Origin of the sequence: Nocardia sp. CA-145437, assembly GCF_050956485.1 — a bacterium.
Classification (GTDB): domain Bacteria; phylum Actinomycetota; class Actinomycetes; order Mycobacteriales; family Mycobacteriaceae; genus Nocardia.
This window is the reverse complement of the sequence record NZ_CP191204.1, coordinates 6,326,126-6,349,979: the sequence shown is the minus strand read 5'-3', so window position 1 is coordinate 6,349,979 and position 23,854 is coordinate 6,326,126. Positions and strand designations below refer to the sequence as shown.

At 68.8% G+C, this 23,854-nt stretch carries 23 protein-coding genes and 1 tRNA gene; 12 read left to right on the top strand and 12 right to left on the bottom strand.

What is annotated here, in order from left to right; translation table 11 throughout:
- Positions 1–2 precede the first annotated feature (2 nt).
- Positions 3–581 (bottom strand): TetR/AcrR family transcriptional regulator, encoded by a 579-nt coding sequence (locus tag ACQPYY_RS29570; protein ID WP_379093016.1) that lies wholly within the window; start codon positions 579–581, stop codon positions 3–5.
- Positions 582–690: 109 nt separating this feature from the next.
- Between ACQPYY_RS29570 and ACQPYY_RS29565 the strand changes: the two genes are divergently transcribed.
- Positions 691–1,353, top strand: a complete 663-nt coding sequence (locus tag ACQPYY_RS29565) for a lysophospholipid acyltransferase family protein (RefSeq protein ID WP_379093019.1) — start codon at positions 691–693, stop codon at positions 1,351–1,353.
- Between the two features lie 66 nt (positions 1,354–1,419).
- On the opposite strand, the gene ACQPYY_RS29560 is transcribed toward ACQPYY_RS29565, so the two are convergent.
- Entirely contained in the window at positions 1,420–1,890 is a 471-nt protein-coding gene (locus tag ACQPYY_RS29560; protein WP_433591795.1) for a hypothetical protein, read from the bottom strand.
- 118 nt (positions 1,891–2,008) lie between these two features.
- Entirely contained in the window at positions 2,009–2,266 is a 258-nt protein-coding gene (locus ACQPYY_RS29555) for a hypothetical protein (RefSeq protein ID WP_379093025.1), read from the bottom strand.
- A gap of 372 nt (positions 2,267–2,638) precedes the next feature.
- Here ACQPYY_RS29555 and ACQPYY_RS29550 point away from each other — a divergent pair, with 372 nt between their 5' ends.
- Together ACQPYY_RS29550 and pth are read left to right on the top strand one after the other, a co-directional pair.
- Positions 2,639–3,235, top strand: coding sequence for a 50S ribosomal protein L25/general stress protein Ctc (locus ACQPYY_RS29550; RefSeq protein WP_433591794.1), 597 nt, complete (start codon positions 2,639–2,641; stop codon positions 3,233–3,235).
- 25 nt (positions 3,236–3,260) lie between these two features.
- Positions 3,261–3,842 carry an aminoacyl-tRNA hydrolase gene (gene pth, locus ACQPYY_RS29545; RefSeq protein ID WP_433591793.1) on the top strand — a complete coding sequence of 194 codons (582 nt, stop codon included), beginning with the start codon at positions 3,261–3,263 and terminating at the stop codon, positions 3,840–3,842.
- Between the two features lie 72 nt (positions 3,843–3,914).
- Here pth and ACQPYY_RS29540 read toward each other — a convergent pair whose 3' ends face one another.
- A complete protein-coding gene (locus tag ACQPYY_RS29540) occupies positions 3,915–5,561 on the bottom strand; it encodes a fatty acyl-AMP ligase (RefSeq protein WP_433591792.1) in 1,647 nt (548 codons plus the stop codon).
- Between the two features lie 107 nt (positions 5,562–5,668).
- Complete coding sequence (locus ACQPYY_RS29535; protein WP_433594762.1) at positions 5,669–6,841, bottom strand: aminotransferase class V-fold PLP-dependent enzyme; 1,173 nt, start codon at positions 6,839–6,841, stop codon at positions 5,669–5,671.
- A gap of 124 nt (positions 6,842–6,965) precedes the next feature.
- On the opposite strand from ACQPYY_RS29535, the gene egtA reads away from it, so the two are divergent.
- From egtA to egtD, 4 genes are all read left to right on the top strand, one after another.
- The gene (egtA, locus tag ACQPYY_RS29530; protein ID WP_433591791.1) at positions 6,966–8,351 is read left to right on the top strand and encodes an ergothioneine biosynthesis glutamate--cysteine ligase EgtA; all 1,386 of its coding nucleotides are present in this window, start codon (positions 6,966–6,968) and stop codon (positions 8,349–8,351) included.
- Positions 8,352–8,631: 280 nt separating this feature from the next.
- The gene (egtB, locus tag ACQPYY_RS29525) at positions 8,632–9,975 is read left to right on the top strand and encodes an ergothioneine biosynthesis protein EgtB (RefSeq protein ID WP_433591790.1); all 1,344 of its coding nucleotides are present in this window, start codon (positions 8,632–8,634) and stop codon (positions 9,973–9,975) included.
- The gene (locus ACQPYY_RS29520; RefSeq protein WP_433591789.1) at positions 9,975–10,826 is read left to right on the top strand and encodes a class II glutamine amidotransferase; all 852 of its coding nucleotides are present in this window, start codon (positions 9,975–9,977) and stop codon (positions 10,824–10,826) included. The genes egtB and ACQPYY_RS29520 overlap by 1 nt, the downstream gene beginning before the upstream one ends.
- Positions 10,823–11,794 (top strand): L-histidine N(alpha)-methyltransferase, encoded by a 972-nt coding sequence (gene egtD / locus ACQPYY_RS29515; RefSeq protein ID WP_433591788.1) that lies wholly within the window; start codon positions 10,823–10,825, stop codon positions 11,792–11,794. Before ACQPYY_RS29520 ends, egtD begins: the two co-directional genes overlap by 4 nt.
- A gap of 6 nt (positions 11,795–11,800) precedes the next feature.
- Here the strand turns inward: egtD and ACQPYY_RS29510 are convergent, their stop codons facing one another.
- The 5 genes from ACQPYY_RS29510 to ACQPYY_RS29490 all read right to left on the bottom strand — a co-directional run bounded on the left by ACQPYY_RS29510 (position 11,801) and on the right by ACQPYY_RS29490 (position 15,620).
- A complete protein-coding gene (locus tag ACQPYY_RS29510; protein WP_379093047.1) occupies positions 11,801–12,439 on the bottom strand; it encodes a DUF2461 domain-containing protein in 639 nt (212 codons plus the stop codon).
- A 42-nt stretch (positions 12,440–12,481) separates the two neighbouring features.
- Complete coding sequence (locus tag ACQPYY_RS29505) at positions 12,482–12,814, bottom strand: hypothetical protein (protein ID WP_379093050.1); 333 nt, start codon at positions 12,812–12,814, stop codon at positions 12,482–12,484.
- Positions 12,815–12,993: 179 nt separating this feature from the next.
- Positions 12,994–13,974, bottom strand: a complete 981-nt coding sequence (locus ACQPYY_RS29500) for a ribose-phosphate diphosphokinase (RefSeq protein WP_379093053.1) — start codon at positions 13,972–13,974, stop codon at positions 12,994–12,996.
- Complete coding sequence (glmU, locus tag ACQPYY_RS29495; protein WP_433591787.1) at positions 13,971–15,473, bottom strand: bifunctional UDP-N-acetylglucosamine diphosphorylase/glucosamine-1-phosphate N-acetyltransferase GlmU; 1,503 nt, start codon at positions 15,471–15,473, stop codon at positions 13,971–13,973. The genes ACQPYY_RS29500 and glmU overlap by 4 nt, the downstream gene beginning before the upstream one ends.
- A 76-nt stretch (positions 15,474–15,549) precedes the next feature.
- Positions 15,550–15,620: transfer RNA gene (locus tag ACQPYY_RS29490), tRNA-Gln, on the bottom strand.
- A gap of 207 nt (positions 15,621–15,827) precedes the next feature.
- Here ACQPYY_RS29490 and ACQPYY_RS29485 point away from each other — a divergent pair.
- From ACQPYY_RS29485 to ACQPYY_RS29465, 5 genes are all read left to right on the top strand, one after another.
- Entirely contained in the window at positions 15,828–16,442 is a 615-nt protein-coding gene (locus ACQPYY_RS29485) for a TetR/AcrR family transcriptional regulator (RefSeq protein WP_357280857.1), read from the top strand.
- Between the two features lie 229 nt (positions 16,443–16,671).
- Complete coding sequence (locus ACQPYY_RS29480; RefSeq protein ID WP_357280388.1) at positions 16,672–17,319, top strand: TetR/AcrR family transcriptional regulator; 648 nt, start codon at positions 16,672–16,674, stop codon at positions 17,317–17,319.
- A gap of 165 nt (positions 17,320–17,484) precedes the next feature.
- On the top strand, positions 17,485–21,102 hold the full coding sequence (mfd, locus tag ACQPYY_RS29475; RefSeq protein ID WP_433591786.1) for a transcription-repair coupling factor: 3,618 nt from the start codon (positions 17,485–17,487) through the stop codon (positions 21,100–21,102).
- A 47-nt stretch (positions 21,103–21,149) separates the two neighbouring features.
- A complete protein-coding gene (locus ACQPYY_RS29470) occupies positions 21,150–21,827 on the top strand; it encodes a MazG family protein (RefSeq protein WP_379095748.1) in 678 nt (225 codons plus the stop codon).
- Between the two features lie 118 nt (positions 21,828–21,945).
- A complete protein-coding gene (locus ACQPYY_RS29465; RefSeq protein WP_433591785.1) occupies positions 21,946–22,956 on the top strand; it encodes a hypothetical protein in 1,011 nt (336 codons plus the stop codon).
- Positions 22,957–22,983: 27 nt separating this feature from the next.
- On the opposite strand, the gene ACQPYY_RS29460 is transcribed toward ACQPYY_RS29465, so the two are convergent.
- A complete protein-coding gene (locus ACQPYY_RS29460) occupies positions 22,984–23,280 on the bottom strand; it encodes an MTH1187 family thiamine-binding protein (RefSeq protein WP_433591784.1) in 297 nt (98 codons plus the stop codon).
- The gene (locus ACQPYY_RS29455) at positions 23,277–23,852 is read right to left on the bottom strand and encodes a TerD family protein (protein ID WP_379093074.1); all 576 of its coding nucleotides are present in this window, start codon (positions 23,850–23,852) and stop codon (positions 23,277–23,279) included. The genes ACQPYY_RS29460 and ACQPYY_RS29455 overlap by 4 nt, the downstream gene beginning before the upstream one ends.
- Between the last annotated feature and the right edge of the window lie 2 nt (positions 23,853–23,854).

Sequence of the window (23,854 nt, the reverse complement as noted above, 5' to 3'; positions counted from 1 at the left end):
GGTCAGTCCGGGTCCGGGGCGAGATGCCGGGCCACGGCCCGTCCGACCAGCGCCTCGATATCGATGCCCGGCGCGATCGCCTCGATACTGCGGTTGGCGACCACCACCGCGATGCCGTGCAGCTGGGTCCACAGGCCGAGGGCCTGTTCGCCGGCCCGCTCGTCCGCGCCGGGGCCCGCGCAGTCGGCGACCAGCTGCCGCCAGCGGGCGAACAGGGGCAGTGACCAGGTGACCCGCAAGTTCCCGCCCGCGCCCTCGAGCAGGTCGTGGCGGAACATCAGGGTGAACATCTCCGGCCGCGCGGCGGCGAAGCGGATATAGGCGAGGCAGTTCCGGCGTACCCGTTCCTCGGGCGTATCCCCGCCCACCGCATCGATTTCCGCGCGCAGGTCCGCGTAGCCGCGGGCGGCGACCGCCGCCAGCAGCGCGTTGTGGGTGGGGAAGTGCCGCCGGGGCGCGCCGTGTGACACCCCCGCCTCCCGGGCGATCGCCCGCAGCCCGAGTTCGGCCGCGCCGACCTCCTCGAGCATGGCGACTCCGGCGGTGACGAGTCGTTCGCGCAGGGGCTCGGCGGTGGTCATATGTCACATTCTCCAGCATTCGTAGACAGTGTCTACTCGCATCCGGTAGAAAAGTACGGGTAGACACTGTCTACGAAGTGGTCGAAACGGCGAGAGTTGGGTGGACTCCATGTGGTACTGGCTCCTCAAGCACATCCTGGTGGGGCCGGTGCTGCGGCTGCTCGGGCGCCCGAAGATCGAAGGGCTGCACCATGTTCCGAAGGACGGGCCGCTGATCATCGCGGCCAACCATCTGGCCGTGGTGGATTCGCTCTACCTGTGCCTGGTGCTGCGCCGCCGGGTCACCTTCATCGCCAAGCAGGAGTACTTCACCGAGGGCGGGTTCCGCGGTCGACTCAACCGCTTCGTCATGAACGCCACCGGTCAGGTTCCGGTGGACCGCACCGGCGGCAGCGCGGGCTCGGATTCGCTCGCCGCGGCGGTGCGGGTGCTGGAGTCGGGCGGTATCTGGGGCATTCACCCGGAGGGCACGCGTTCGCCCGACGGCCGCGTCTACCGGGGCCGCACCGGCGTGATCCGGGTGGCCATGCAGACCGGCGCCCCGGTGATCCCGGTGGTGCTGTCGGGCACCGATCGGGTGAATCCGCGCGAGGGCCGCTTCCTGCGCCCGGCCAAGGTCAGCATCTCCTTCGGCCACCCGCGCTATTTCCTGCCCGCCGACCAGCGGGCCGTGCGCCGCGCCACCGACGAGCTCATGGCCGACATCGTCAGCCGCTCGGGCCGCCCGTATGTCGATTGCTACGCAACCACCTTCAAGCAGCAGGCCGCCTGAAACGACGACGGCCGGTTATCCAGGATCCGATCGGGACCCGGATAACCGGCCGTTGTACTGGTCGTCTCAGCTCACGCGCGCGTTCGCGCTGGAGCCGGTGATGCCGAGGGACTGGAGCAGGCCGGCGGCGCTGCCCGTGTCGAGGCCGGAGTTCTCGGCCGCGGCGGAGACGGTGATGTCGACCGGGCCGACGGTGGCGGACTGACCGGCGCCGTTGAGGGTGACCGTGATGTGGTGCGTGCCCGCCGACGCCGGGGTCCAGTTGATGGCGGCCGTGGTGGCGGTGCCGGTCGCCGGGGTCGCGGTGCCGACGGAGACCGTGTTCGACCCGGTGGTGTCGAAGACGTTCGCGCTGACGGTGGGCGAGCCGGTGACGATGGTGATGGTGTACGTCTTGCCCACCGTGTAGCCGCTACCCGACACGGTCAGACCGTTGACGGTGGTGTCCGCGGCGGCGAACGGAGCGGCGATGGCGACGGTTGCGGAGATGGCAGCGAGGCCCGCGACGCTGAGGCCGGCCTGGCGGATGTTCTTCATAGATCTCTGTTCCTCACTCGGGAGGCACGCTGATCAGCGTGCCGATCAAACTGCCTAGCATTGGAAAGGAATCCCCGTCCCCGAAACCGGGATAATCGCCTGCTGACGGTGCGGCCCGTCAGCTGACCGAAGCGCCGATGCCGTTGGAGTTGGCGGCGGAGCCGGTGCCCAGCGACTTGATGATCGAATCGAAGCCGCCGCCGCCCGTCGAGGGAGTGGTGGTCTTCGGCGGAGTGGTGGTGGTCGGCGGCGGAGTGGTGGTGCCCGGGCCGCAGTCGTTGTTGGTGGCCGAGGCGATCGGCGCGGTGAGCGCGATGGCGGCGGAGACTGCGGCGATGCCCGCGGCGCTGAAGCCGACCCGGCGGATGTTCTTCATCAAGCGTTTTCCTAACTTGGCAGACAAGCTCCTCGGCGTGCCCTCGAATGACCCGGGACCGGGTAGGAATGGGTTCGAGGGGTGGGCCGAGTGATGCGAAATACTAGTGTGTCAAATTGCCGGATACAAGGGTGGAAATCGCTGCCGCCGAGGGGGTGCGGCAAGTGCCTTCCGGCAGCGTGTTAGAGTCTTCAGGTTGTCTCGGCGAGGGTGTGGCACCTAGCTGCCCACCGTGATCGACGCGGCTCGGCCTATTCGGCCGTCCACGTTGGTCTTCGCCGACGAGCAGACCAACCACTTTGCCAGGGCGGCCCACGTCGCCTGGCGACACGCTGACATTACAGCCGGACGAGCCGTAGGGAGTAGACAGTCATGTCCGACGCCAACCTTCTCGAAGCCACCGTACGTACCGAGTTCGGCAAGGGTGCCGCCCGCCGTACCCGCCGCGACGGCAATGTCCCCGCCGTCCTGTACGGCCACAACGAGGAGCCGCAGCACCTGGCCGTGAGCGCCCGGGCGTTCGCCGCCATCCTGCGTGAGCACGGCACCAACGCCGTCCTGAACCTGGACATCAACGGCAAGAAGCAGCTGGCGCTGACCAAGTCGGTCGTCGTCCACCCGATCCGCCGCTACATCGAGCACGCCGACCTGCTGATCGTGCGTCGTGGCGAGAAGGTCACCGCCGACGTGAACGTCGCCATCGTCGGCGATGCCGCCTCCGGCACCCTGGTCACCCAGGACGCCACCACCCTCTCCATCGAGGCCGAGGCCCTGCACATCCCCGAGTCCATCGAGGTCTCGATCGAGGGCGTCGAGGCCGGCACCCAGATCCTGGCCGGCGGCATCGAGCTGCCGAAGGGCGTCACCCTCGCCGGTGACCCGGAGGCCCTGATCGTCAACGTCATCGCCGCCCCGGCCGCCGCCGCCGAGGCCGAAGAGGCCGTCACCGAAGAGGCCGCCGCGGAGTAACTCCCTACTCCCGCAACGGTTCTCGATGACCGAGGCAACAGCCGGGCCCGCGCTCGTGGTCGGTCTGGGTAATCCCGGATCCGAGTACGAGCGCACCCGGCACAATGTCGGTTTCATGGTCGCCGACCTGCTCGCGGAGCGGGTCGGCGGTCGTTTCACCGTGCACAAGAAGTCCGGCGCGGATCTGCTCGAGGCCCGCCTGGACGGGCGGAAGGTGCTGCTGGCCAAGCCGCGTACCTACATGAACCTGTCCGGGCGGCCCGTCGCGGCGCTGGCCAAATTCTTCTCCGTGCCCGCCACCGAGGTGATCGTCGTCCACGACGAACTCGACCTCCCCTTCGGCCAGATCCGCCTCAAGCGCGGCGGCGGCGAGGGCGGGCACAACGGGCTGCGGTCGATCTCGCAGGCTCTCACCACCAAGGACTATCTGCGCGTCCGCTTCGGCATCGGCCGTCCGCCGGGCCGGCAGGATCCCGCGGATTACGTGCTGAAGCCGTTCTCCGCGTCGGAGCGCAAAGAGGTTCCGGTGATCGTCGAGCAGACCGCGGACGCGGTCGAGCTGCTGCTGCGCGTGGGTCTGGAGACCGCGCAGAACCAGCTGCACTGAGTGGTCAACTGCCGTACTGAGCGTCAACTACGTTGCGCCCCAGGGTAATTCGAGCCCGGGGCGCTTCGCGTCTCAGGACACGCTGGTGGCTGTCGCCGAGCGGCGCAGCTTGCCGGAGGAGGTCTTGGGCAGCGCGCCGGGTCCCAGCACGGTCACGCTGCGGGGGCGTACCCCCACCTCGGAGAACACCGCGTGCACGATGTCGTGCTCGATGCGGTGCACCTCCACCGGATTCTGGTAATCGTTGGATTCCACCACCACCGCGAAACTCTCGCGTTTCTGGCCCGCGTCGAGGCGCACCGCCACCGCGTTGCCGGGCCGAACTCCCTTGACGCGCAAGGCCGCTCGCTCGATGTCGGTGGGATAGATATTGCGGCCGCCCATGATGATGACGTCCTTGATCCGGCCGCAGACGACGATGTAGCCCTCCTCGGTGAAGTAGCCGACATCGCCGGTGTCGAGCCAGCCCTCGGCGTCCAGCGCGGGGCGGAAGCCTTCGACGGTGACATAGCCGGAAGTCACCGCCGGACCGCGCAATTCGATGACGCCGACACTGCGGGCGGGCAGCGGCTGACGCTCGGCATCGACCACCCGGCCCTCGAGATTGTCGACCAGGTAGCCCAGGGTGGGCAGGCGGCGCACGCCGCCGTGGTGATGGTCCGAATCGCGGACCGGCACCGCCTTGCCGAGCGCCTCGAGCAGATCGGCGTCGACGACGTCGAGGATCTGGCCGAGCCCCGGATCCGGGATGGAGACGGCCAGGGTGGTCTCGGCCATGCCGTAGACCGGGGTGAGGGCCGCGGGGTTGAGGCCGAAGCGCTGTCCGGCCACGGCGAGCGCCTCCATGGTGTCGGCGTCGACGGGTTCCGCGCCGTTCCACATGTAGCGCACGCTGCTCAGGTCCAGCGAGCCCTCGTCGGCGTTGCGTAATCGCCGGGCCAGCAGCGAGTACGCGAAATTCGGTGCGGCGGTGACTGTTCCGCGATATTTGGAGATCAGCTCGGCCCACAGGATGGGCCGGGCCAGGAAGTCCAGCGGGGTCACGCACACCACCTCGGCGCCGAACTGCATGGGCACGCTGAGGAATCCGACCATTCCCATGTCGTGGAACAGCGGCAGCCAGCTGACCATCACGTCGTCGTCGAGCTGGAACTTCACCCGATCGAACATGGCGTAGGCATTGACGAAGAAATTGCCGTGCGTGATCCGCACGGCCTTCGGCGAGCCGGTCGACCCGGAGGTCAACTGCTGCAACGCGATATCGTCCTCGCCGGTGGGCACCAGGTCGATCGGGTCGCCCGCGCGCATGGAGTCCAGGGTCACCACGGTGATACCGCGTTCGCGCAGTAGCGGTTCCGCGATCTCGAAGGGCGCGCCCAGGATGACCGCTCGCGCCTCGATCATGCCCAGCACCGTCTCGGTGTCGTGGGCCCACACCTCCAGATCGGTGCGCGGTGTGGGCTGATGCAGCATGGTGAGCGAGGCGCCACGCATCCACGCCGCCTGGCAGGCGGGCGCGATGTCGACCGGCATCCCGGCCAGCACGCCCACGGCGTCGCCGGGGCCGATGCCGGCGGCCGCCAGCCCGCCCGCCATGCGACGGGCGATGTCGTGGATCTCGGCCCATGTCTGACGCAGCGGTGCGTCGGGCTCTCCGGTCACCAGTCCGCGCTGGGAAACGCGGGCGGTGGCATACATTTCGTCGGTGAAGCGGCTCACGCAGAACACTCCTCGAATGCCGGACCAGCATTCAAATATCCCGCGTTCGAGGTGCGCTGTTAACCGTTTTCGGGTGATCCGGTCTGGTATGTGAGGGTTCTGAAGATCTACCCGAGAGCCCGGACGGCCCCGGCGAAGCGGTCCAGATCCTCGAAGCTCACGAAGCAGTGCGGGGAGGCCCGAACCACCGAGTTCAGTTCTCGCGCCGACATATCCAGCAAGGTGGAGCTGCGGTGGCTGACCGTGACGGTGATCGACTCCGCGGCCAGCCGGTCGCGCACCCGGACCGGTTCCAGCCCGTCCAGGGTGAATGACACGATGCCCGCGTGCTGGATGCCCCGGTCGCGCACGTCGACGCCGGGAATCTCGGACAGCGCCTTGCGCAGATACTCAGCGCGCTCGGCGATCGCGGCGTAGACGGCGGCCGGGCCGAGGTCGAGCAGGTACCGTACGGCCGCGCCCAGGCCCAGCCGGGCGGCGACCGAGTACTCCCAGAACTCGAAGCGCCCGGCGTCGGGGGAGAGCACGTAGTCGTCGGGGGCGGTCCATTCGGCGCTGTGCTGGTCGAGGCGGCCGGGTTCCAGGCTCAGCGCCAGTTCTGGACGCACGTACAGGAACCCGGTGCCACGCGGGCCGCGCAGCCATTTGCGGCCGGTGGCGGACAGGGCGTCCACATTCAGGGCCGCGACGTCGAGGGGTAGCTGACCGGCCGACTGGCAGGCGTCCAGCAGCACCAGCGCGCCGGACCGGTGCGCGATGCGGGTGGCCTCGGCGACCGGGTTCACCAGGCCGCCGTTGGTCGGAACGTGAACCAGCGATACCAGTTTCACGCGTTCGTCCATCATGGCGCTGAGCGCGTCCAGGTCGAGCTGGCCGCTGCTGTCGCTGGGGATCGCCTCGACGACCGCGCCGGTCTGCCGGGAGCGCTGCAGGGCGGCGATGGCATTGCTGCCGTACTCCGCGCCGGAGATCAGGATGCGGTCGCCGGGGGCCAGCGGGACCGAGTAGAAGAAGTCGCTCCAGGAGCGGCTGGCGCTGTCGCTGAGGGCCAGGGCGGCGGGGTCGGCGTTGATCAGTTCGCCGATCGCAGTTTTGACGGCGTACAGGTCATCGATGCGTTCGTTGGCCGCGCGGTAGCCACCGATCTCCGCTTCGCGGCGCAGGTGGGCGATGGTGGCGTCCACGACGGCCCGTGGGGGCAGCGAGGAGCCCGCGCTGTCGAGAAATACGTGATTTTCACATCCGGGGGTATCGGCCCGCAATCCAGCCATATCCAGCATGGAATCGACCATATAGGTTGCCGCGTTCTTCATTTCGTCAGATTTCTTGTCACAGTCGCTCGCTACTCTGGTTTGGGTCGTCGTTCCGATCCCCAGCGGCGACCGCATCAGACGGAGGTTGGCAATGGCTGTCACAGCGTCACCCGCCGATGTGCTGCGCAGTGGCCTGGATGTCTCGGAACCCGGCGGCGAATTCACCTCACGCGCCGCCGCTGAGGCGTATGTCGGAAAAGTCTGTTTCAAACAGGGCCCACCGCTGCTCATCGGCGCCGAACTGGAGTGGCTCACCGCGCAAGGTGAACTTTCGGCGACGAATTCGCGTCCGGACCTCACGGTCCTCGCGGACGCCCTCGGGCCGTATGCGCCGCGGTCCATCTCTCCCGATTCCCCGGCCGATCCGCTGCCGGGCGGCAGCCGGGTCACCCTCGAACCCGGCGGTCAGATCGAACTGTCCAGTGCCCCGTTCGGCACCGCCACCGAACTGTGCGAGCGCTTGCGGGCAGACACGACCAGCTTGCGGGAGCTGCTCGAATCCCGCGGTATCCGAACCATTTCCGGCGCCGCCGACGCGGTCCGGCTGCCCCTGCGCGTCCTGCGGCTGCCGCGCTACCGGGCCATGGAGGAGTCCTTCGCCGGCCTGGGCCCGTTCGGGGCGCTCATGATGTGCAATACCGCCGCCACCCAGGTCAGCGTGGACGCGGGCGCGGACCCCGCCGAGATCGCCGCCCGCTGGCGGGCGCTGTACGCCGTGGGCCCGGCCCTGCTGGCGGCCTTCGCCTGCTCACCGGGCCTGCACACCGCCCCGCCGGGGGCGTGGGCCTCGCAGCGCATGCGGGCCTGGCAGCGGCTCGATCAGCTCCGTACGCGGCCGCCCGTGCACGACTGGGCCGATCCCATCACCGGCTACGCGCGCTGGGCGCTGGACGTACCCTTGCTGTGCGTGCGCCCCGGCTCCGCTAACGGCACTTCCGGCTCTGCCGCCGGCACTTCCGGCTCTGCCGCCGGCACTTCCGGCTCTGCCAACGGCAGCTCTGGTTCCGCCGGAACAGAGGCCGACTGGTGCGCGCCGCCGGGAGCCACCTTCGCGGACTGGTTGTGCGGAGCGCTCGACGACGAGATCGGCCGCCGCCCGGACCGGTCGGATCTGGACTATCACCTCACCACCCTGTTCCCACCGGTCCGCGCGGCCGGTCACCTCGAGGTCCGCTATATCGACGCGCAGCCCGGGGACGGCTGGACGGTGCCGGTCCACGCCATCGGCGCGCTGCTGTCGTCGGCCGAGACCGTCAAGGAGGCAACGGCTCTGGCGGACCCCACAGCGAGCGCCTGGTCGGAGTCCGCGCGCCACGGACTGGCCGATCCCGAGTTGCGTGCCACCGCCGTCGCGCTGCTGGAGATGGCGACCGCACATGCCGAGACCCCCGAAGCCGCAGGAGAATTGGCCGCCGCCGCACTTCGATGTCGCCGCGGTGACATTCCCACCGGGGCCGAGTTCGGAGGCGGGGCATGACATCCGAACCCGGCGGTTTCGCATTGGGCCCGCGAACCGGTCTCCGCGGACGACCATCGGCCCGGCGGCGCCGTCGCCCGGTGCGGCGGCACTCGCGATCCCACCGGGGTCGTGCCGCGGGAAGCGGGTGGTGCGCCGCGGCCGACTCCGGCCGCCACCCGGGCCATTCGGCGTCGGTCCGCACCCTCGAGCGTCCGGCCGCCGCCCGCCGGGCGCACGCTGCCCGGCCGGTGGCGAAGGCCCGCCCGCCGCGCCTCATTCTCGAATCGGGAGTTCTCTCATGACTGTTCAGCATCTGCCCGGGTCGGACCACGCCGAGACCGAGGCCCTGCGCGGGCGGATCGCCGAGTCGCTCGAACGAGCGCGGCGGCGGACCATCGGGCTGACCGAGTGCCTCGACGAGGCCGAGCTGGTGGCACAGCATTCGCGATTGATGAGCCCGCTGGTGTGGGATCTCGCGCATATCGGCAACCAGGAAGAGCTGTGGCTGGTGCGCGATGTGGGCGGGCGCGAACCGGTGCGGAAGGACATCGACCACCTCTACGACGCGTTCAAGCACGCCCGCGCGGATCGGCCCGCCTTGCCGCTGCTGGATCCGGCACAGGCGCGCGACTATGTCGGCACCGTGCGCGACAAGGTGTGGGATGTGCTGGACCGCAGCCCGTTGCGCGGCCCGGACCTGGTGCGGGACGGGTTCGCGTTCGGCATGATCGCCCAGCACGAGCAGCAGCACGACGAGACCATGCTGGCCACCCACCAGCTGCGGACCGGTGCGGCGGTGCTGTCCGCGCCGCCGACTCCCGCCGTACGGGTGGCGGTCACCGGTGAAGTCGTGGTGCCCGCAGGCGAATTCACCATGGGCACCGATACCGACCCCTGGGCGCTGGACAATGAACGGCCCGCGCACCCGGTCCACGTCGACGGCTTCGCCATCGACGCCGCGCCGATCACCAATGAGCAGTACCTCGCCTTCGTCGACGACGGCGGATACGAGCGACCGGAACTGTGGTCCGAGCGCGGCTGGGCACACCGCGTGGAGGCCGGGCTGACCGCGCCGCAGTTCTGGGAGCAGGACGGCGGCGGACGCTGGTGGCGACGGGTTTTCGGCGTCATGCAGCCGCTGCGCGCGCATCAGCCGGTGGTGCACGTGTGCTGGTTCGAGGCCGAGGCGTACGCCCGCTGGGCCGGCAAGCGCCTGCCCACCGAGGCGGAATGGGAGAAGGCCGCGCGCTTCGACGCGAGCACCGGGCGTTCCCGCCGATTCCCCTGGGGCGATGGCGATCCCACCGAGGCGCTCGCGAATCTCGGTCAGCACCACCTGGAACCGGCCGCTGTCGGGGCCTACCCGGACGGCGCGTCGCCGGCCGGAGTGCATCAGCTGATCGGCGACGTGTGGGAGTGGACGTCCTCGGGTTTCGAGGCGTACCCGGGCTTCCGGGCGTTCCCGTACCGCGAATACTCCGAGGTCTTCTTCGGCGGCGACTACAAGGTGTTGCGCGGCGGCTCCTTCGGCGCGGACCAGGTCGCCTGCCGCGGCACCTTCCGCAACTGGGACCACCCCATCCGCCGTCAGATCTTCTCCGGTTTCCGGCTGGCCCGAGATCTGGGATCGGACGAGCGCTGATGTGCCGTCACCTGGCCTATCTGGGCCCGCCGACCCCGGTCGGCGCGCTGCTCACCCAGGGCCCGCACTCACTGCGCACCCAGTCCTGGGCGCCGCGTGAGATGCGCGGTGGCGGCATCATCAATGCCGACGGCTTCGGCGTCGCCTGGTGGCACCACCCCGACGCGGCGGCGCTCGACCACGGCCCCGGCGTCGTCTGGCACGGTGGCGCGACCGGCGATCCGGCGGACAACCCGCCGCCGATCGATCCGGTGGTCAGCCGCTACCGCAATCCCGTACCGATGTGGACCGATCCGGCCGTGGACGAGGTGCTGCCGCAGATCCGCTCGGCGGCGGTGCTGGCCGCGGTCCGCTCCGCGACCGTGGGCATGCCCGTGGAGCGGGCGGCCTGCGCGCCGTTCGTCCACGGCCGCTGGGCCTTCAGTCACAACGGGGCGATTCCCGACTGGCGCGCCGTGCTGACCGCCGTAGCCGCCGAATTCGGTTCGGGGTCCCTGCTCGACGCCGAGGCGCTGACGGATTCCGGTGTGCTCTGGGTGATCCTGCGCCACCTGCTCGAGGATGACGCGGAACCGGGTGCGGTGTTGCGGCGGGTGATGGCCGCGGTGCTGAAGCGATCGCCGCGGGCGCGTTTGAACCTGCTGCTGGGGAACGGGTCCGGAGTGTGGGCGACGACGTGGCATCACTCGTTGTCGCTGCTGTCGGGCGATGGGTTCGTGGTGGCGTCGTCGGAACCGTTCGACGACGATCCACGCTGGCGGGCGATCGAGGATCGGCGGCTGGTGCGGGCGCGGATCGGCGAAGTGACGGTGGAACCACTGGATATCGAGATCGGAAGGACTGGTTCATGACTGCGGCTACGGTGGAAATCCATCTGACGGACGAGGATTTGACGACCGCGTTGCGCGAGGACGTGCGGCGCGGGCTGACGGCGGAGCCGAAGTGGCTGCCGCCCAAGTGGTTCTACGACGCCCGCGGCAGCGAGCTGTTCGAGAAGATCACCGAACTGCCGGAGTATTACCCGACCCGCACCGAGCGGGCGCTGCTGGAGCGAGTGGTCGGGGAGATCGCGCGGATCGCCGGGGCCGAGGTGCTGGTCGAACTCGGCGCGGGTTCGGCGGCCAAGACCCGGCTGCTGCTGAACGCGCTCTCCGCGGCGGGGCCGTTGAAGAGCTATGTGCCCCAGGATGTCTCGGTCTCGGCGCTGCGGATGGCCGCGGACGAGGTGGCGGCGGAGTTCCCGGGCCTGGTCGTGCACGGCGTGGTCAGCGACTTCACCAACACCCTGGACAATCTGCCCGGCGGCGGCCGACGCATGGTCGCCTTCCTGGGCGGCACCATCGGCAATCTGGTTCCGGCCGAGCGCGCCGAATTCCTGGCGGGCATCCGGGATGTGCTCGAGCCCGGCGAGCAGCTGCTGCTCGGGGCGGGCCTGGTCATCGATCCGGCGGTGCTGGTCCCCGCCTACGACGATGCCGCCGGTGTCACCGCGGAATTCAATCGCAATGTGCTGCACGTCCTCAACGCCCGCCTGGGCGCGGACTTCGTGCCGGACAAGTTCGCGCACATCGCCCTCTGGGACGCCGAGAACGAGTGGATCGAGATGCGGCTCGAGGCCACCGAGGCCATGACCGTCCGCATTCCCGAACTCGACCTCACCGTCGATTTCGCGGCGGGCGAGCAGCTGCGCACCGAGATCTCCGCGAAGTTCCGCCGCGAGGTGCTCGAAAACGAGCTGGACACCGCCGGTTTCAGCACCGAGCACATCTGGACCGACCCGGACCGGCGGTTCGCCCTGGTGTTCGCCGAACGCCGGTAGGCGCGGCTACTTCTGCGCCGTCACGGCCGCCAGCCATTCGATGAGCGGCCGCAACTGCTCCCACGCCGCCCGGACCTCCCGGGCGGCGCGCGGGGTGGTCAGCCACTTCGGGGCGCCGAAATCCCTTCCGGCGGTGAGGGATTTGTGCCGCAGCAATTCGATGCGCGGATGGTCGATGTCGTAGCCCTTGGGCTTGGTGGCCAGCTTGTCCCCGCCGATGGCGTAGCCGTCCGCGATCAGCCGGGCGATCAGCGCCTCCAGTTCCGCGCCGCGCACCTCGTCGTCGATGGCGGCGCGCAGCGCGGTGAGCTGGGCGGCCTCGGCGGCGTACATGCCGCCGGCCACCCGCAGCCCGCCCGCGCCGATCTGCACGTACCAGCCGGAGTACTGCGCGCTGTAGACCACCGCGCCCTGATGGTTCTTGTACGGCGACTTGTCCTTGGCGAAACGCACGTCGCGGTAGGGACGGAAGATCTTGGCGGTGCCGAAGTCGGGTTCCAGCTCGGCGACCAGGGCTTTCATCGGATCCCGGACCGACTCTTCCCACACGGTCTTGTGGGCGGTCCAGAAGGCCTTGGAATTGTCGGCTTCCAGGTCCTCGTAGAAGTCGAGTCCGGCGAGCGGGAATCCCGTGAACGCGGTCATGGATCGAGTGTCCGTGATGCCCCGCGGCCGCGTGCGACCGCCCTAGTCCTCGAGCTCCTCGACGATGTCCATGGCGGCGACCTCCGCGGGGCGGTTGTCCTCGATCCCGAATTCCTCGCGCTGACGGCGGCGGGTCCACTCCTGGTCGAGTTCGTCGCCGATGCCGAGGCGGCCGTCGTCGTCGTTCTCGCGATTGCGGATGACCAGGTCGGAGGGCGGGTCGGCGATGTAGCGCTGGTACTCGCGGATCTCGTCTTCCTGGTCGTCGTCGCCGAGGTCGTAGTCGAGGTTGTCGACATCGCTGTCGTAGACCTGATCGGTGTCGAAGACCTCGTCCATCAGCCGGGCGTCGTCCTCGTCGGGCCGGTCGGCCATGCGGCACCACCTCTCCGCGCTGTCAGCGCACCAGTAGCAAACCGTACGTCCGACCCAACGCTACCGCCTGCCAGCCGAAACGAACACGCTTGTCGACCCCATTTCACGCAGAAGCGCCCCTCCCGCGAACAGGAGGGGCGCTCGGTTGGTGCTGGTCGGGGACGTGGCCCCGTCGTCTGTCAGGCGTTCCCGTTGAAAAGGCCGGTGACCGAGCCGTTCTCGAAGACCTCGCGGATCGTCTGCGCCAGCAGCGGCGCGATCGACAGCACGGTCAGGGTCGGGAACTTCTTGGCCTCGTCGATCGGCAGCGTGTTGGTGACCACGACCTCCTTGGCCCCGCAGTTGGCGAGACGCTCGGCGGCCGGGTCGGACAGGATGCCGTGGGTGGCGGCGATGACCACGTCACCCGCGCCGGCCGCCTTGAGCACCTTGACCGCGCCGGCGATGGTGCCACCGGTGTCGATCATGTCGTCGATCAGGATGCAGGTGCGGCCCTCGACCTCACCGACCACGCGGTTGGAGACGGTCTGGTTGGGGACCAGCGGGTCGCGGGTCTTGTGGATGAACGCCATCGGCGCGTCCGCCAGCGAGTTGGCCCACTTCTCGGCGACCTTCACCCGGCCGGCGTCGGGGGAGACGACCGTGATGTTGGACAGGTCGTAGTTGTTGCGGATGTGCTCGGCCAGCTGCACCTGCGCGTGCATGTGATCGACCGGGCCGTCGAAGAAGCCCTGGATCTGATCGGTATGCAGGTCGATGGTGATGATCCGGTCCGCGCCCGCGGTCTTGAGCAGGTCGGCGACCAGGCGGGCCGAGATGGGCTCGCGGCCGCGGTGCTTCTTGTCCTGGCGGGCGTAGGGGTAGAACGGCAGCACCGAGGTGATGCGCTTGGCCGAACCGCGCTTGAGCGCGTCGATCATGATCAGGTGCTCCATGACCCACTGGTTCAGCGGGGCCGGGAAGCTCTGCAGCACGAAGGCGTCGGAGCCGCGGACCGATTCCTCGAACCGGACGAAGGTCTCGCCGTTCGCGAAATCACGAGCGGTCTGGGGGGTGACGTGAACATTGAGTTCCTTCGCCACCGCCTCGGCGAGCTCGGGATGAGCGCGTCCCGAGAACAGCATCAGATTCTTCTGGTTATCGGTAGAGAACGCGGTCACTGACGTTCGCCATCCTTTTGCTCGTTGGTTTTCTCGGTGGTTCCCGCATCCTCCGGGTTCGAAGCGAGAGCCGCTTCGGCCGCGCGGGCGGCATCGGTACCGGGGCGATTGCGCTGTACCCAACCCTCGAGATTGCGCTGTGCTCCACCCGATACCGCGAGCGCCCCCGGAGGAACGTTTCTGCGCAGTACAGTACCCGCCGCCGAGTACGCGCCGTCACCCACGGTGACCGGGGCGACGAACATGGTGTCGCTACCGGTCCGCACATGCGATCCGACCGTGGTGTGGTGCTTCTTGACGCCGTCGTAGTTCACGAACACGCTGGATGCGCCGATATTGCTGTACTCGCCGATGGTTGCGTCACCCACATAGGTGAGATGCGGGACCTTGGAGTGCGCGCCGATGGTGGCGTTCTTGGTCTCGACGAAGCCGCCGATCTTGCCCTCCTCGCCGAGCGAGGTGCCGGGCCGCAGGTAGGCGAAGGGGCCGACATTCGCGCCGGCGCCGATGCTGGACTTCTCGCCGTGGGTGCGGACCACCTTGGCGCGGTCGCCGACGGTCACGTCGGTGAGCGTGCAGTCCGGGCCGATCTCGGCGTCCTCACCGATCACGGTGTCGCCCAACAGCTGAACGCCCGGGCGGATTACGGTGTCGCGGCCGATCACCACATTGCCGTCGATCCAAGTGCTGCCCGGATCGACGATGGTGACCCCGGCGCGCATGTGCCGCTCCAGGATGTAGCGGTTCAGCGTCTTGGCCGCACCGGCCAGCTGCACCCGGTCGTTCACGCCGGTGACCTTGGCGGAATCGACCAGCCGCGCGCCGTGCACCGGGTGCCCGGCCTCGCGGGCCAGTTTGAGCACGTCGGTCAGGTACAGCTCGTGGCGGGCGTTGGCGGTGTCGATGCGCGAGATCATGATTCGCAGCACGGCCGCGTCGAAGACGTAGACGCCGGAGTTGACCTCGGTGATCGCGGCCTGCTCCGGGGTGGCGTCGGCGTGCTCGACGATCTCCATGACCCGGCCCTCGTCATCGCGCACGATGCGGCCGTAGCCGTTCGGGTCCTCAGGCACGAAAGTCAGTACGGTGGCGGCGGATCCGTCGGAGTAGCTGCGGTGCTCGTCGAGCAGCGCGTGCAGGGTGTGGCCGTCCAGCAGCGGTACGTCGGCGTAGGTGACGAGGACATCGCCCGCGAAATCCTCGGGCAGCGAGGTGAGCGCGCACTGCACGGCGTGGCCGGTGCCGCGCTGCTCGTTCTGAACTGCCAGGGTGATCGGGCGGCCCAGTTCCGCTCCCACCTTGCCGACCGCGTCGCCGACCTGTTCGCGATCGTGGCCGATCACGGTGATGAGCGACGTCGGGTCGATCTCGTGCGCGGCATGCAACGCGTGCGCGAGCATGCTCCGGCCGGCCAGCGGGTGCAACACCTTGGGTGTCTTGGACCGCATTCGGGTTCCGGCTCCGGCTGCGAGAACGACGACGGCGGTCTCCTGTGGCATGGATCTCCCTCGGCTGCCAGTCATCGTGTGCTGAGTCAGGTTGTGCGGGGCCAACCATAGCGACCCTGCGCGCGAGCTCCGCCGCCAGGACTCGAACCTGGACAAACTGAACCAAAATCAGTTGTGCTGCCATTACACCACGGCGGATTGCAGCGTCATGCGGGTCTGATCCTCGCATGAAGTACGCCTCCACGTCGAACCGCTTACACAGTGTCCATCGTGTCTGTCGATAGGCTACCTACCGAACCGCGGTGGGCGCGGGGCGCGCGACCCCGTAAAGGTGCTCGCGGGCAGGGCGAAAGGGGCAGGTGGGCGATGACGGCTGGCGAAGGCCAACGGCCGGCGCGGGCGCGCATGACCGGCACCCAGCGCCGTCAGCAGCTCATCGAGATCGGGCGGGCGCTGTTCGCCGAGCGCGGCTACGACGCCACCTCGATCGAGGAGATCGCGGCGCGGGCGCAGGTCTCGAAACCGGTGGTGTACGAGCACTTCGGCGGCAAGGAGGGGCTCTACGCCGTCGTGGTCGACCGGGAGATGTCGACACTGCTCGAGATGATCACCTCCTCGCTCACCCAGAACCGTTCGCGGGTGCGGCTCGAGCAGGTGGCGCTGGCGTTGCTCACTTATATGGAGGAGCGCACCGACGGATTCCGGATCCTGATGCGGGATCAGCCGGTGTCGGCGGCCGAGGGCACCTATTCGAGTCTGCTCAACGAGGCCGTGAATCAGGTGGCCCATATTCTCGCCGGGGATTTCGAACGGCGTGGTCTGGATCCGACTCTGGCGACGCTGTACGGGCAGGCGCTGGTGGGAATGGTTGCGACGGCGGCGACCTGGTGGCTGGACGAGCGCCAGCCGTCGAAGGAAGTGGTGGCCGCGCACCTGGTGAATCTGTGCTGGAACGGACTCACGCATTTGGAGGCGGAACCGAAGCTGGCGTCGGAATGGCCGAGCGGCAAGGGGTTATAGAACCCTGCGGTCTGAATTTTGGTCTGATATGTCTGTCGTAGCGGGGCAGAACCGGACAGTTAACCAGCGAATTGCGAAGGAGGACGGGTCGAATGCTCGAATCGGCTGGCAGCACGCAGCCGGGTGGTACGGTTCACCCATCCTTCGAGTGCTGTTCGAACTGTGATGTCGGTCAACTTCGGGATGGCGGTCTACTTCAGGATGGCTGGTTTGATGACGGGCGGATCTGATGGCTAGGCAAGCGCGTGCGGAGATCACTCGCGATTCCGTGCTCGCGGGCGCTGCCGATGTCTTTCTCCGGCTGGGCTACGCGAACGCGTCCCTGTCCGAGATCATCGCGCAGTCGAATGTGACCAAGGGCGCCTTGTACTTTCACTTCGGCTCCAAGGAAGAACTGGCGCGCGCGGTCGTCGATCAGGGCAACGAGCGACTGATCAGCGCATGCCAGGGTTTCTTCGATCCGCGGGTGCCGGCGCTGGAGGCGTGCATCGGGATCACCTACGTGGTCGCCGATCTCACCATGAACGACCCCATGGTCGGCGCGATGCTCAAACTCACCCATCAGATCGGCGACTACCGCGGCGCGACCGGTGACAATATCGCCAAGACCTGGGGCGAGACGCACCGTTTGCTCGCCGAACGCGCGATCACCCAGGGCGATCTGGAGCCCGACCTCGACCCCGACACCATCGGCATGCTCCTGCAGGAGATGACCACCGGCGTCCACATCGTCGCGGTCAGCACCGAGTCGATCGATCAGATGGCGACCCGCATGGAACGCGCCTGGTACTTCCTCCTGCCCTCGATCGTGCCCCAGGAGAAGGTCGCCTACTTCCGCGAGTTCGCCGCCCGCCGCCTGCGCCGCTACGTGCAGTAACTATCTGCCCTGCCTGCCCTGCGCTCCCTCGCTCCGTCAGTCCGGACCGAGCCGGGCCGCGAACAGCGGGGTTGGTGGAGGTTGGGGGCTGCACGGCTTGTCACGGCCCCGCACTAGACTCGGTTGGTCGTTCTGAAACGCTGATCTGCGCCGAGGAGTCTCCGCATGACCACCGATCGTCCGCCTCTGTCGGGACTTGCTGCGGTGGCGGGTGCCGACGCCGCGTTGACGCAGGTCGCGAGCCTGATCGGGCGCGCGGAGGCCCGGTTGGTCGCGCCGTCGGCGGTGCGGCCGTTCGTGGCCTCGACCATCGCCGGGCAGCGGCCGCTGCTGGTGGTGACGGCCACCGGGCGCGAGGCCGATGATCTGACCGCCGAGCTGACCGAGATCCTGGGCGATACGGTCGCGCTGTTCCCGTCGTGGGAGACGCTGCCGCACGAGCGGCTCTCGCCGGGGGCCGACACCGTGGGCCGGCGGATGCAGGTATTGCGGCGGCTGGCGCATCCCGAGGATCCGGGGGTGACCGGTCCGCTGCGGGTGGTGGTGACCACGGTGCGCTCGCTCATGCAGCCGATGGCGGCGGGGCTGGGGGAGGTCGAGCCGATCGTGCTGCGACCCGGCGCCGAGTTCGACTTCGACGAATTGCTCACGCGGCTGGTGGAATTCGCCTATGAGCGGGTCGACATGGTCGGCAAGCGCGGCGAATTCGCGGTCCGCGGCGGCATTCTGGACCTTTTCCCGCCCACCGCGGATCATCCGGTGCGCGTGGAGTTCTGGGGTGACGAGGTCTCCGAACTGCGCGCCTTCTCGGTGCAGGACCAGCGTTCCATCCACGAGGTGCCGATCGATCTGGTGGTCGCGCCGCCGTGCCGCGAACTGCTGCTGACCGACGCCCTGCGCGAACGGGCCGCCCAGGTGGCCGCCGACAATCCGGCCGACGCCGCGCTGGTGGAGATGCTGGAGAAGATCGCCGAGGGCATCCCGGTGGAGGGCATGGAGGCGCTGCTGCCGGTGCTGCAGCCCGGCGAACTCCAGCTGCTCGTGGACGCGCTGCCCGCGGAAACCCATGTGCTGCTGTGCGATCCGGAGAAGGTTCGCACTCGCGCCGCCGACCTGGTGCGCACCGGGCAGGAATTCCTGGAGGCGTCCTGGACGGCGGCCTCCTTCGGCGGGGCCGCGCCGCTGGGCGCGCACGGCCTGGACCTGGCCGCCTCCGGCTATCGCGGCCTGGACGTGGTGCGCGCCGACGCCGACCGCCGCGGCCTGCCGTGGTGGACGCTGAGCCCGCTGGCCGCCGACGCCCCGGACGAGATCGTGCTGCCGGTGCTGGCGGCCGCCTCCGCGCGGGGTTCGGAGGAACTGGTCGCCACCATCTTCGCCTCGCTGCGCGCACACGTCGCCACCGGCGGCCGCGCGGTCATCGTGGTGGCGGGACACGGTACGGCGCAACGCATTCTGGAACGCCTCGCCGACGCCGAGGTGCCCGCCGCGGCGCTGGACGCCGGCGCCGAGCCGGTCCGCGGCCTGGTCGGCGTGCTGTGCGGTTCGCTGCACGACGGCATGGTGTTCGACGACGCCAAACTGGTGGTGATCGCCGAATCCGACCTCACCGGCAACCGGGTCACCGCGCCCGGCGAAGGCAAGAAGCTGCCCGCCCGCCGCCGCAACCAGGTCGATCCGCTGGCCCTGACCGCGGGCGACATGGTGGTGCACGATCAACACGGCATCGGCCGCTTCGTGGAGATGATCGAGCGCACCATCGGCGGCGCGCGCCGCGAGTACCTGGTCATCGAATACGCGCCCGGCAAGCGCGGCCAGCCCGGCGACCGGCTGTTCGTGCCGATGGACTCCCTCGACCAGCTGTCCCGCTATGTCGGCGGCGAGATGCCGTCGCTGTCCAAGCTGGGCGGTTCGGACTGGGCCAATACCAAACGCAAGGCGCGCAAGGCGGTTCGCGAGATCGCCACCGAGCTGGTGCAGCTCTACGCCGCCCGCCAGGCCGCGCCCGGTCACGCCTTCGCCCCGGATACCCCGTGGCAGCAGGAGATGGAGGACGCGTTCGCGTTCACCGAGACCGTCGACCAGCTCTCGGCCATCGCCGAGGTGAAGTCCGATATGGAGAAGGCGGTCCCGATGGACCGCGTCATCTGTGGTGACGTCGGCTACGGCAAGACCGAGATCGCGGTGCGCGCGGCCTTCAAGGCGGTGCAGGACGGCAAGCAGGTGGCGGTGCTGGTGCCGACCACGCTGCTGGCACAGCAGCATCTGCAGACCTTCACCGAGCGGATGGCCGGATTCCCGGTGGTGGTGAAGGGCCTGTCCCGGTTCACCGACGCCGCCGAATCGCGAGAGATCCTGGAGGGCATGACCACCAAGGATGTCGACATCGTGGTGGGCACGCATCGGCTGTTGCAGACGGGCGTGCGCTGGAAGGATCTCGGTCTGGTCATCGTCGACGAGGAGCAGCGTTTCGGCGTCGAGCACAAGGAGCACATCAAGGCGCTGCGCACACACGTGGACGTGCTGACCATGTCCGCGACGCCGATTCCGCGCACCCTGGAAATGTCGCTGGCGGGCATCCGCGAGATGTCGACCATCCTCACCCCGCCCGAGGAACGGCATCCCGTCCTCACCTATGTCGGCGCCTACAACGACAAGCAGGTGGCCGCCGCCATCCGCCGTGAACTGCTGCGCGACGGCCAGGTGTTCTACGTGCACAACCGGGTGTCGTCGATCGACAAGGCGGCCAAGAAGATTCGCGATCTGGTGCCGGAGGCCCGGGTGGTGGTCGCGCACGGGCAGATGAACGAGGACATGCTCGAGAAGACCGTGCAGGGCTTCTGGGAGCGGGAATTCGATGTGCTGGTGTGCACCACCATCATCGAGACCGGTCTGGACATCTCCAACGCCAACACCTTGCTGGTGGAACGCGCCGACGCCCTGGGCCTTTCGCAGCTGCACCAGTTGCGCGGCCGCGTCGGCCGATCCCGGGAACGCGGGTACGCCTACTTCCTGTACCCGCCGGAGAAGCCGCTCACCGAGACCGCCTACGACCGGCTCGCCACCATCTCGCAGAACTCGGATCTGGGCGCGGGCATGGCGGTGGCCATGAAGGACCTGGAGATTCGCGGCGCGGGCAACGTGCTGGGCGCCGAACAGTCCGGCCATGTCGCGGGCGTCGGCTTCGACCTCTACGTGCGCCTGGTCGGGGAGGCGGTGGAGGCGTATCGCGCCGCCGCCGACGGCCGCCCGATCTCGGTGGACGAGGAGGTCAAGGAGGTGCGCATCGACCTGCCCGTGGACGCGCACATTCCGCCGGACTACATCACCTCCGATCGCCTGCGTCTGGAGGCGTACCGCAAACTCGCCGCCGCCCAGGACGATTCGGGGCTGTCGGCCGTGGTCGAGGAGCTGGTGGACCGGTACGGGCCGCTGCCGGTGGAGGTGGGCCGCCTGGTGTCGGTGGCCAAGCTGCGGTTGCTGGCCCGCGCCTACTCGATCGCCGAGATCGGCGTCACCGGGACCACGGTGAAGGTGTCGCCGCTGCAGCTGCCGGACTCCAAGCAGCTGCGGCTCAAGCGGCTCTACCCGAACGCCACCTACCGCGCGGCCACCGGCATCGTCCAGCTGCCGCTACCGCGGGTGGAGGACAGTGTCGGCGCGGCCCGCGTCCGTGACGTCCAGGTGCTGCAGTTCGTGGCCGATCTGCTGCTCGCTCTGGACGGAAAGGCGCCCGGCGCCGTGGATGTCCGGGTTCCGGCAGAGGTGATGGCCGACCGATGACATCGGGGGAGGGCGTCGCCGCCGAGACCGCGGCCGATACCGCGCGCATGACCGAGGCGCTGGGCGAGGCTGTCGAGGTGATGGATCGGCTGTGGAATTTCGGCGGCTGGGAGGTGACGCAGACCCATGATTCGCTGCGCCCTTACCTGCTGGAGGAGACCTACGAGCTGCTCGACGCCATCCAGGACGAGGACGCCGAGACCATCAAGGAGGAACTCGGCGATCTGCTGCTGCAGGTGCTGTTCCACTCCCGGATCGCCGAGGCCGCAGGCGAATTCACGGTCGCGGAGGTGGCGGCGGCGCTGGTCGCCAAGCTGGTGCACCGCAGCCCGCACCTGAGCGACGCGCTCGACGCCTTCACCGTTCCCGGCGCGTCGGTGGCGGAGAAGATCGCGGCGCAGGAAAAGGCTTGGGAGGAGCGGAAATCCGCCGAGAAGGCGCGGCGCTCCTGCCTCGACGGGATCGCCATGGCGCAGCCCGCGCTCGCGCTGGCGGAGAAGGTGCGCTCGCGCGGCATCAAAGCGGGGCTACCGGAGGAGCTGATTCCCGCTGCCCTGCGGGTGGTGGAGCTCGGCGGGCCCGACAGCGCCGAAGAACGCCTGCGCAAGGCCACTCTCGATTTCGCCGCCACGGTGCGCGCCGCCGAGGACGCCGCGGAAATCGATCGAGGCACGCGCGACGCGCTGACCGCCGAGGATTGGCATCGGTACTGGCCGCACGGCTGACCCGCCGAGCGGACCGGCCTGGAATCATGGTGATTCCTGGCAAATTCGGCATAGCGGTGGCCATGCCGGGCGATAACGGCGGTGTTGCGCGAGGCCGGTTTCGGCTAGCGTCACAGGGGTGCATGCTTCGGGGCGCGAATCGATCACCGAGTACTACCCGCGGAGAACGGGTGCGATCGTCGCGCTGGTCTTCTTCCTGGTGATGACCGTGCTACCGGGTTTCGTGGTGTTCAACGACGCGGAACATCCGGTCATGCGGGTGGTGGCCGGGGTGCTCATGGCGGTGTTCGGTTTCGGCGTCTACACCATGGCCGACGATCTGTTCCGCCCGCAGCCGACGCTGCTGCTCAATGATCACGGCTTCACGTATCGCGGTTTCCCGCACGTGGCGTGGAGCGAGGTGGAGCGGATCCGGCTGGGCGTCGGCCGATTACGCAAGGGCGGGCGCACGGAACTCTTCGCCGAAGTGGTGCTGCGTGATCCGGAGGAGTTCCGGCACCGGGTCCGAGCGCTCGGCGATGTGATCGCCCGCCGCCAGGTCGACCGCCCGCTGTACATCGTCGCCGAGCGCCTACCCGTGCCGGTGCTCACGGTCGTGGAGGTCATGCGCGATCACTGTCCCGGCCTGGTGGTCAGAACCGTCGAGGACGCCCCCGGCGCCGCCCCCGAACCGCCCGCCGCCCCCCGCTCGGCCGATCGCGACATGGTGGAGACCGCCCTGGTCAGCGCCCTCACCGACGAGCTACCCACCGGCTGGACCCTTGCGGTGCTGTGGTTCTCCCTGGTCGGCGACGACGGCCACGCGGGACTCCAACTGGAGCTGTCCGGCGCCCCCGTCCCCGAGGTCCCCGAGTCCGGCGTCCCCTCCGAGGAGCTACAGCCCTCCGAGGAAGTCCTCATGCTGCTCAACCGCCTCAAGGAAGTCTGCTACGACCAGATGACCGGCACCTGGCTCAGCGGCCAGGTCCTGCTCCGCGCCGACTCCACCAAGGCCCAATTCACCTTGTCCTTCAAGGAAATCCCCGACTGGCTCCCCATTCCCGAGCCCGACGAATGCCGCCGCGAACTCGCCACCTACCCGCGAGCCGGCGACGAGATCCCCGCCTGGCTCCGCCAGCGCATCTCCTGACCGGAGCCGGCGCATCCGCTGACCGGATCAGTCCTCCGCGAGATACCGCTCGACGGTGTCGACCTTGGCTGTCATCGCGTCGTTGACGCCCGGGCGGATGTCGGCCTTGAGGACCAGGCTGCAGCGCGGGGCGACCGCGGTGATGGCGTCGGTGGCCTGTTTGACCACGGCCATGACCTCGTCCCATTCACCCTCGAGGGTGGTGAACATGGAGTTGGTTTCGTTGGGGAGGCCGCTGGCGCGCACGATGCGGACGGCCTCGGCGACGGCGCGGCCCACGTCCGCGCCGACGCCCAGGGGTGTCACCGAGAAGGCGACGATCATACGTTCACGCCGTAGTCGCGGGCGATGCCCGCCAGGCCGGAGGCGTAGCCCTGGCCGATGGCGCGGAACTTCCATTCGGGGCCGTGGCGGTAGAGCTCACCGAAGACCATGGCGGTTTCGGTGGACGCGTCCTCGCTGAGGTCGAAGCGGGCCAGTTCGGAGTTGGTGACCGCGTCGATGACGCGGATGTAGGCATTGCGGACCTGGCCGAAGGACTGGCGGCGGACGTCGGCCTCGTGGATGGAGACGGGGAAGAAGATATTGGTGATGGTCGGCGGCATGGCGGCCAGGTCGACATTGATCACCTCGTCGTCGCCGTCGCCCGCGCCCGTGAGGTTGTCGCCGGTGTGCTCGATGGTGCCTTCGGGGGAGCGCAGGTTGTTGTAGAAGATGAAGTGCGCGTCCGACAGCACCCGCTGATTGGATCCGCAGGCCATCGCGCTGGCGTCGAGGTCATAGTCGGCGCCGGTGGTGGTGCGCACATCCCAGCCCAGTGCCACCGCGACCTTGGTCAGATTCGGGGCCTGTTTGGACAGCGAGACATTTCCGCCCTTGGCCAAGCTGACAGACACAC

Excerpts from the sequence above, each read along its gene's own strand:
- ACQPYY_RS29535 (WP_433594762.1), bottom strand. The coding sequence starts at position 6,841 with ATGCTGGATATGGCTGGATTGCGGGCCGATACCCCCGGATGTGAAAAT.
- ACQPYY_RS29470 (WP_379095748.1), top strand. The coding sequence starts at position 21,150 with ATGACCGAGGCGCTGGGCGAGGCTGTCGAGGTGATGGATCGGCTGTGG.
- ACQPYY_RS29485 (WP_357280857.1), top strand. The coding sequence starts at position 15,828 with ATGACCGGCACCCAGCGCCGTCAGCAGCTCATCGAGATCGGGCGGGCG.
- ACQPYY_RS29460 (WP_433591784.1), bottom strand. The coding sequence starts at position 23,280 with ATGATCGTCGCCTTCTCGGTGACACCCCTGGGCGTCGGCGCGGACGTG.
- egtB (WP_433591790.1), top strand. The coding sequence starts at position 8,632 with ATGACTGTTCAGCATCTGCCCGGGTCGGACCACGCCGAGACCGAGGCC.
- ACQPYY_RS29560 (WP_433591795.1), bottom strand. The coding sequence starts at position 1,890 with ATGAAGAACATCCGCCAGGCCGGCCTCAGCGTCGCGGGCCTCGCTGCC.
- egtD (WP_433591788.1), top strand. The coding sequence starts at position 10,823 with ATGACTGCGGCTACGGTGGAAATCCATCTGACGGACGAGGATTTGACG.
- ACQPYY_RS29570 (WP_379093016.1), bottom strand. The coding sequence starts at position 581 with ATGACCACCGCCGAGCCCCTGCGCGAACGACTCGTCACCGCCGGAGTC.
- ACQPYY_RS29520 (WP_433591789.1), top strand. The coding sequence starts at position 9,975 with ATGTGCCGTCACCTGGCCTATCTGGGCCCGCCGACCCCGGTCGGCGCG.
- ACQPYY_RS29555 (WP_379093025.1), bottom strand. The coding sequence starts at position 2,266 with ATGAAGAACATCCGCCGGGTCGGCTTCAGCGCCGCGGGCATCGCCGCA.
- mfd (WP_433591786.1), top strand. The coding sequence starts at position 17,485 with ATGACCACCGATCGTCCGCCTCTGTCGGGACTTGCTGCGGTGGCGGGT.
- egtA (WP_433591791.1), top strand. The coding sequence starts at position 6,966 with ATGGCTGTCACAGCGTCACCCGCCGATGTGCTGCGCAGTGGCCTGGAT.
- ACQPYY_RS29550 (WP_433591794.1), top strand. The coding sequence starts at position 2,639 with ATGTCCGACGCCAACCTTCTCGAAGCCACCGTACGTACCGAGTTCGGC.
- ACQPYY_RS29480 (WP_357280388.1), top strand. The coding sequence starts at position 16,672 with ATGGCTAGGCAAGCGCGTGCGGAGATCACTCGCGATTCCGTGCTCGCG.
- glmU (WP_433591787.1), bottom strand. The coding sequence starts at position 15,473 with ATGCCACAGGAGACCGCCGTCGTCGTTCTCGCAGCCGGAGCCGGAACC.
- ACQPYY_RS29505 (WP_379093050.1), bottom strand. The coding sequence starts at position 12,814 with ATGGCCGACCGGCCCGACGAGGACGACGCCCGGCTGATGGACGAGGTC.
- pth (WP_433591793.1), top strand. The coding sequence starts at position 3,261 with ATGACCGAGGCAACAGCCGGGCCCGCGCTCGTGGTCGGTCTGGGTAAT.
- ACQPYY_RS29565 (WP_379093019.1), top strand. The coding sequence starts at position 691 with ATGTGGTACTGGCTCCTCAAGCACATCCTGGTGGGGCCGGTGCTGCGG.
- ACQPYY_RS29510 (WP_379093047.1), bottom strand. The coding sequence starts at position 12,439 with ATGACCGCGTTCACGGGATTCCCGCTCGCCGGACTCGACTTCTACGAG.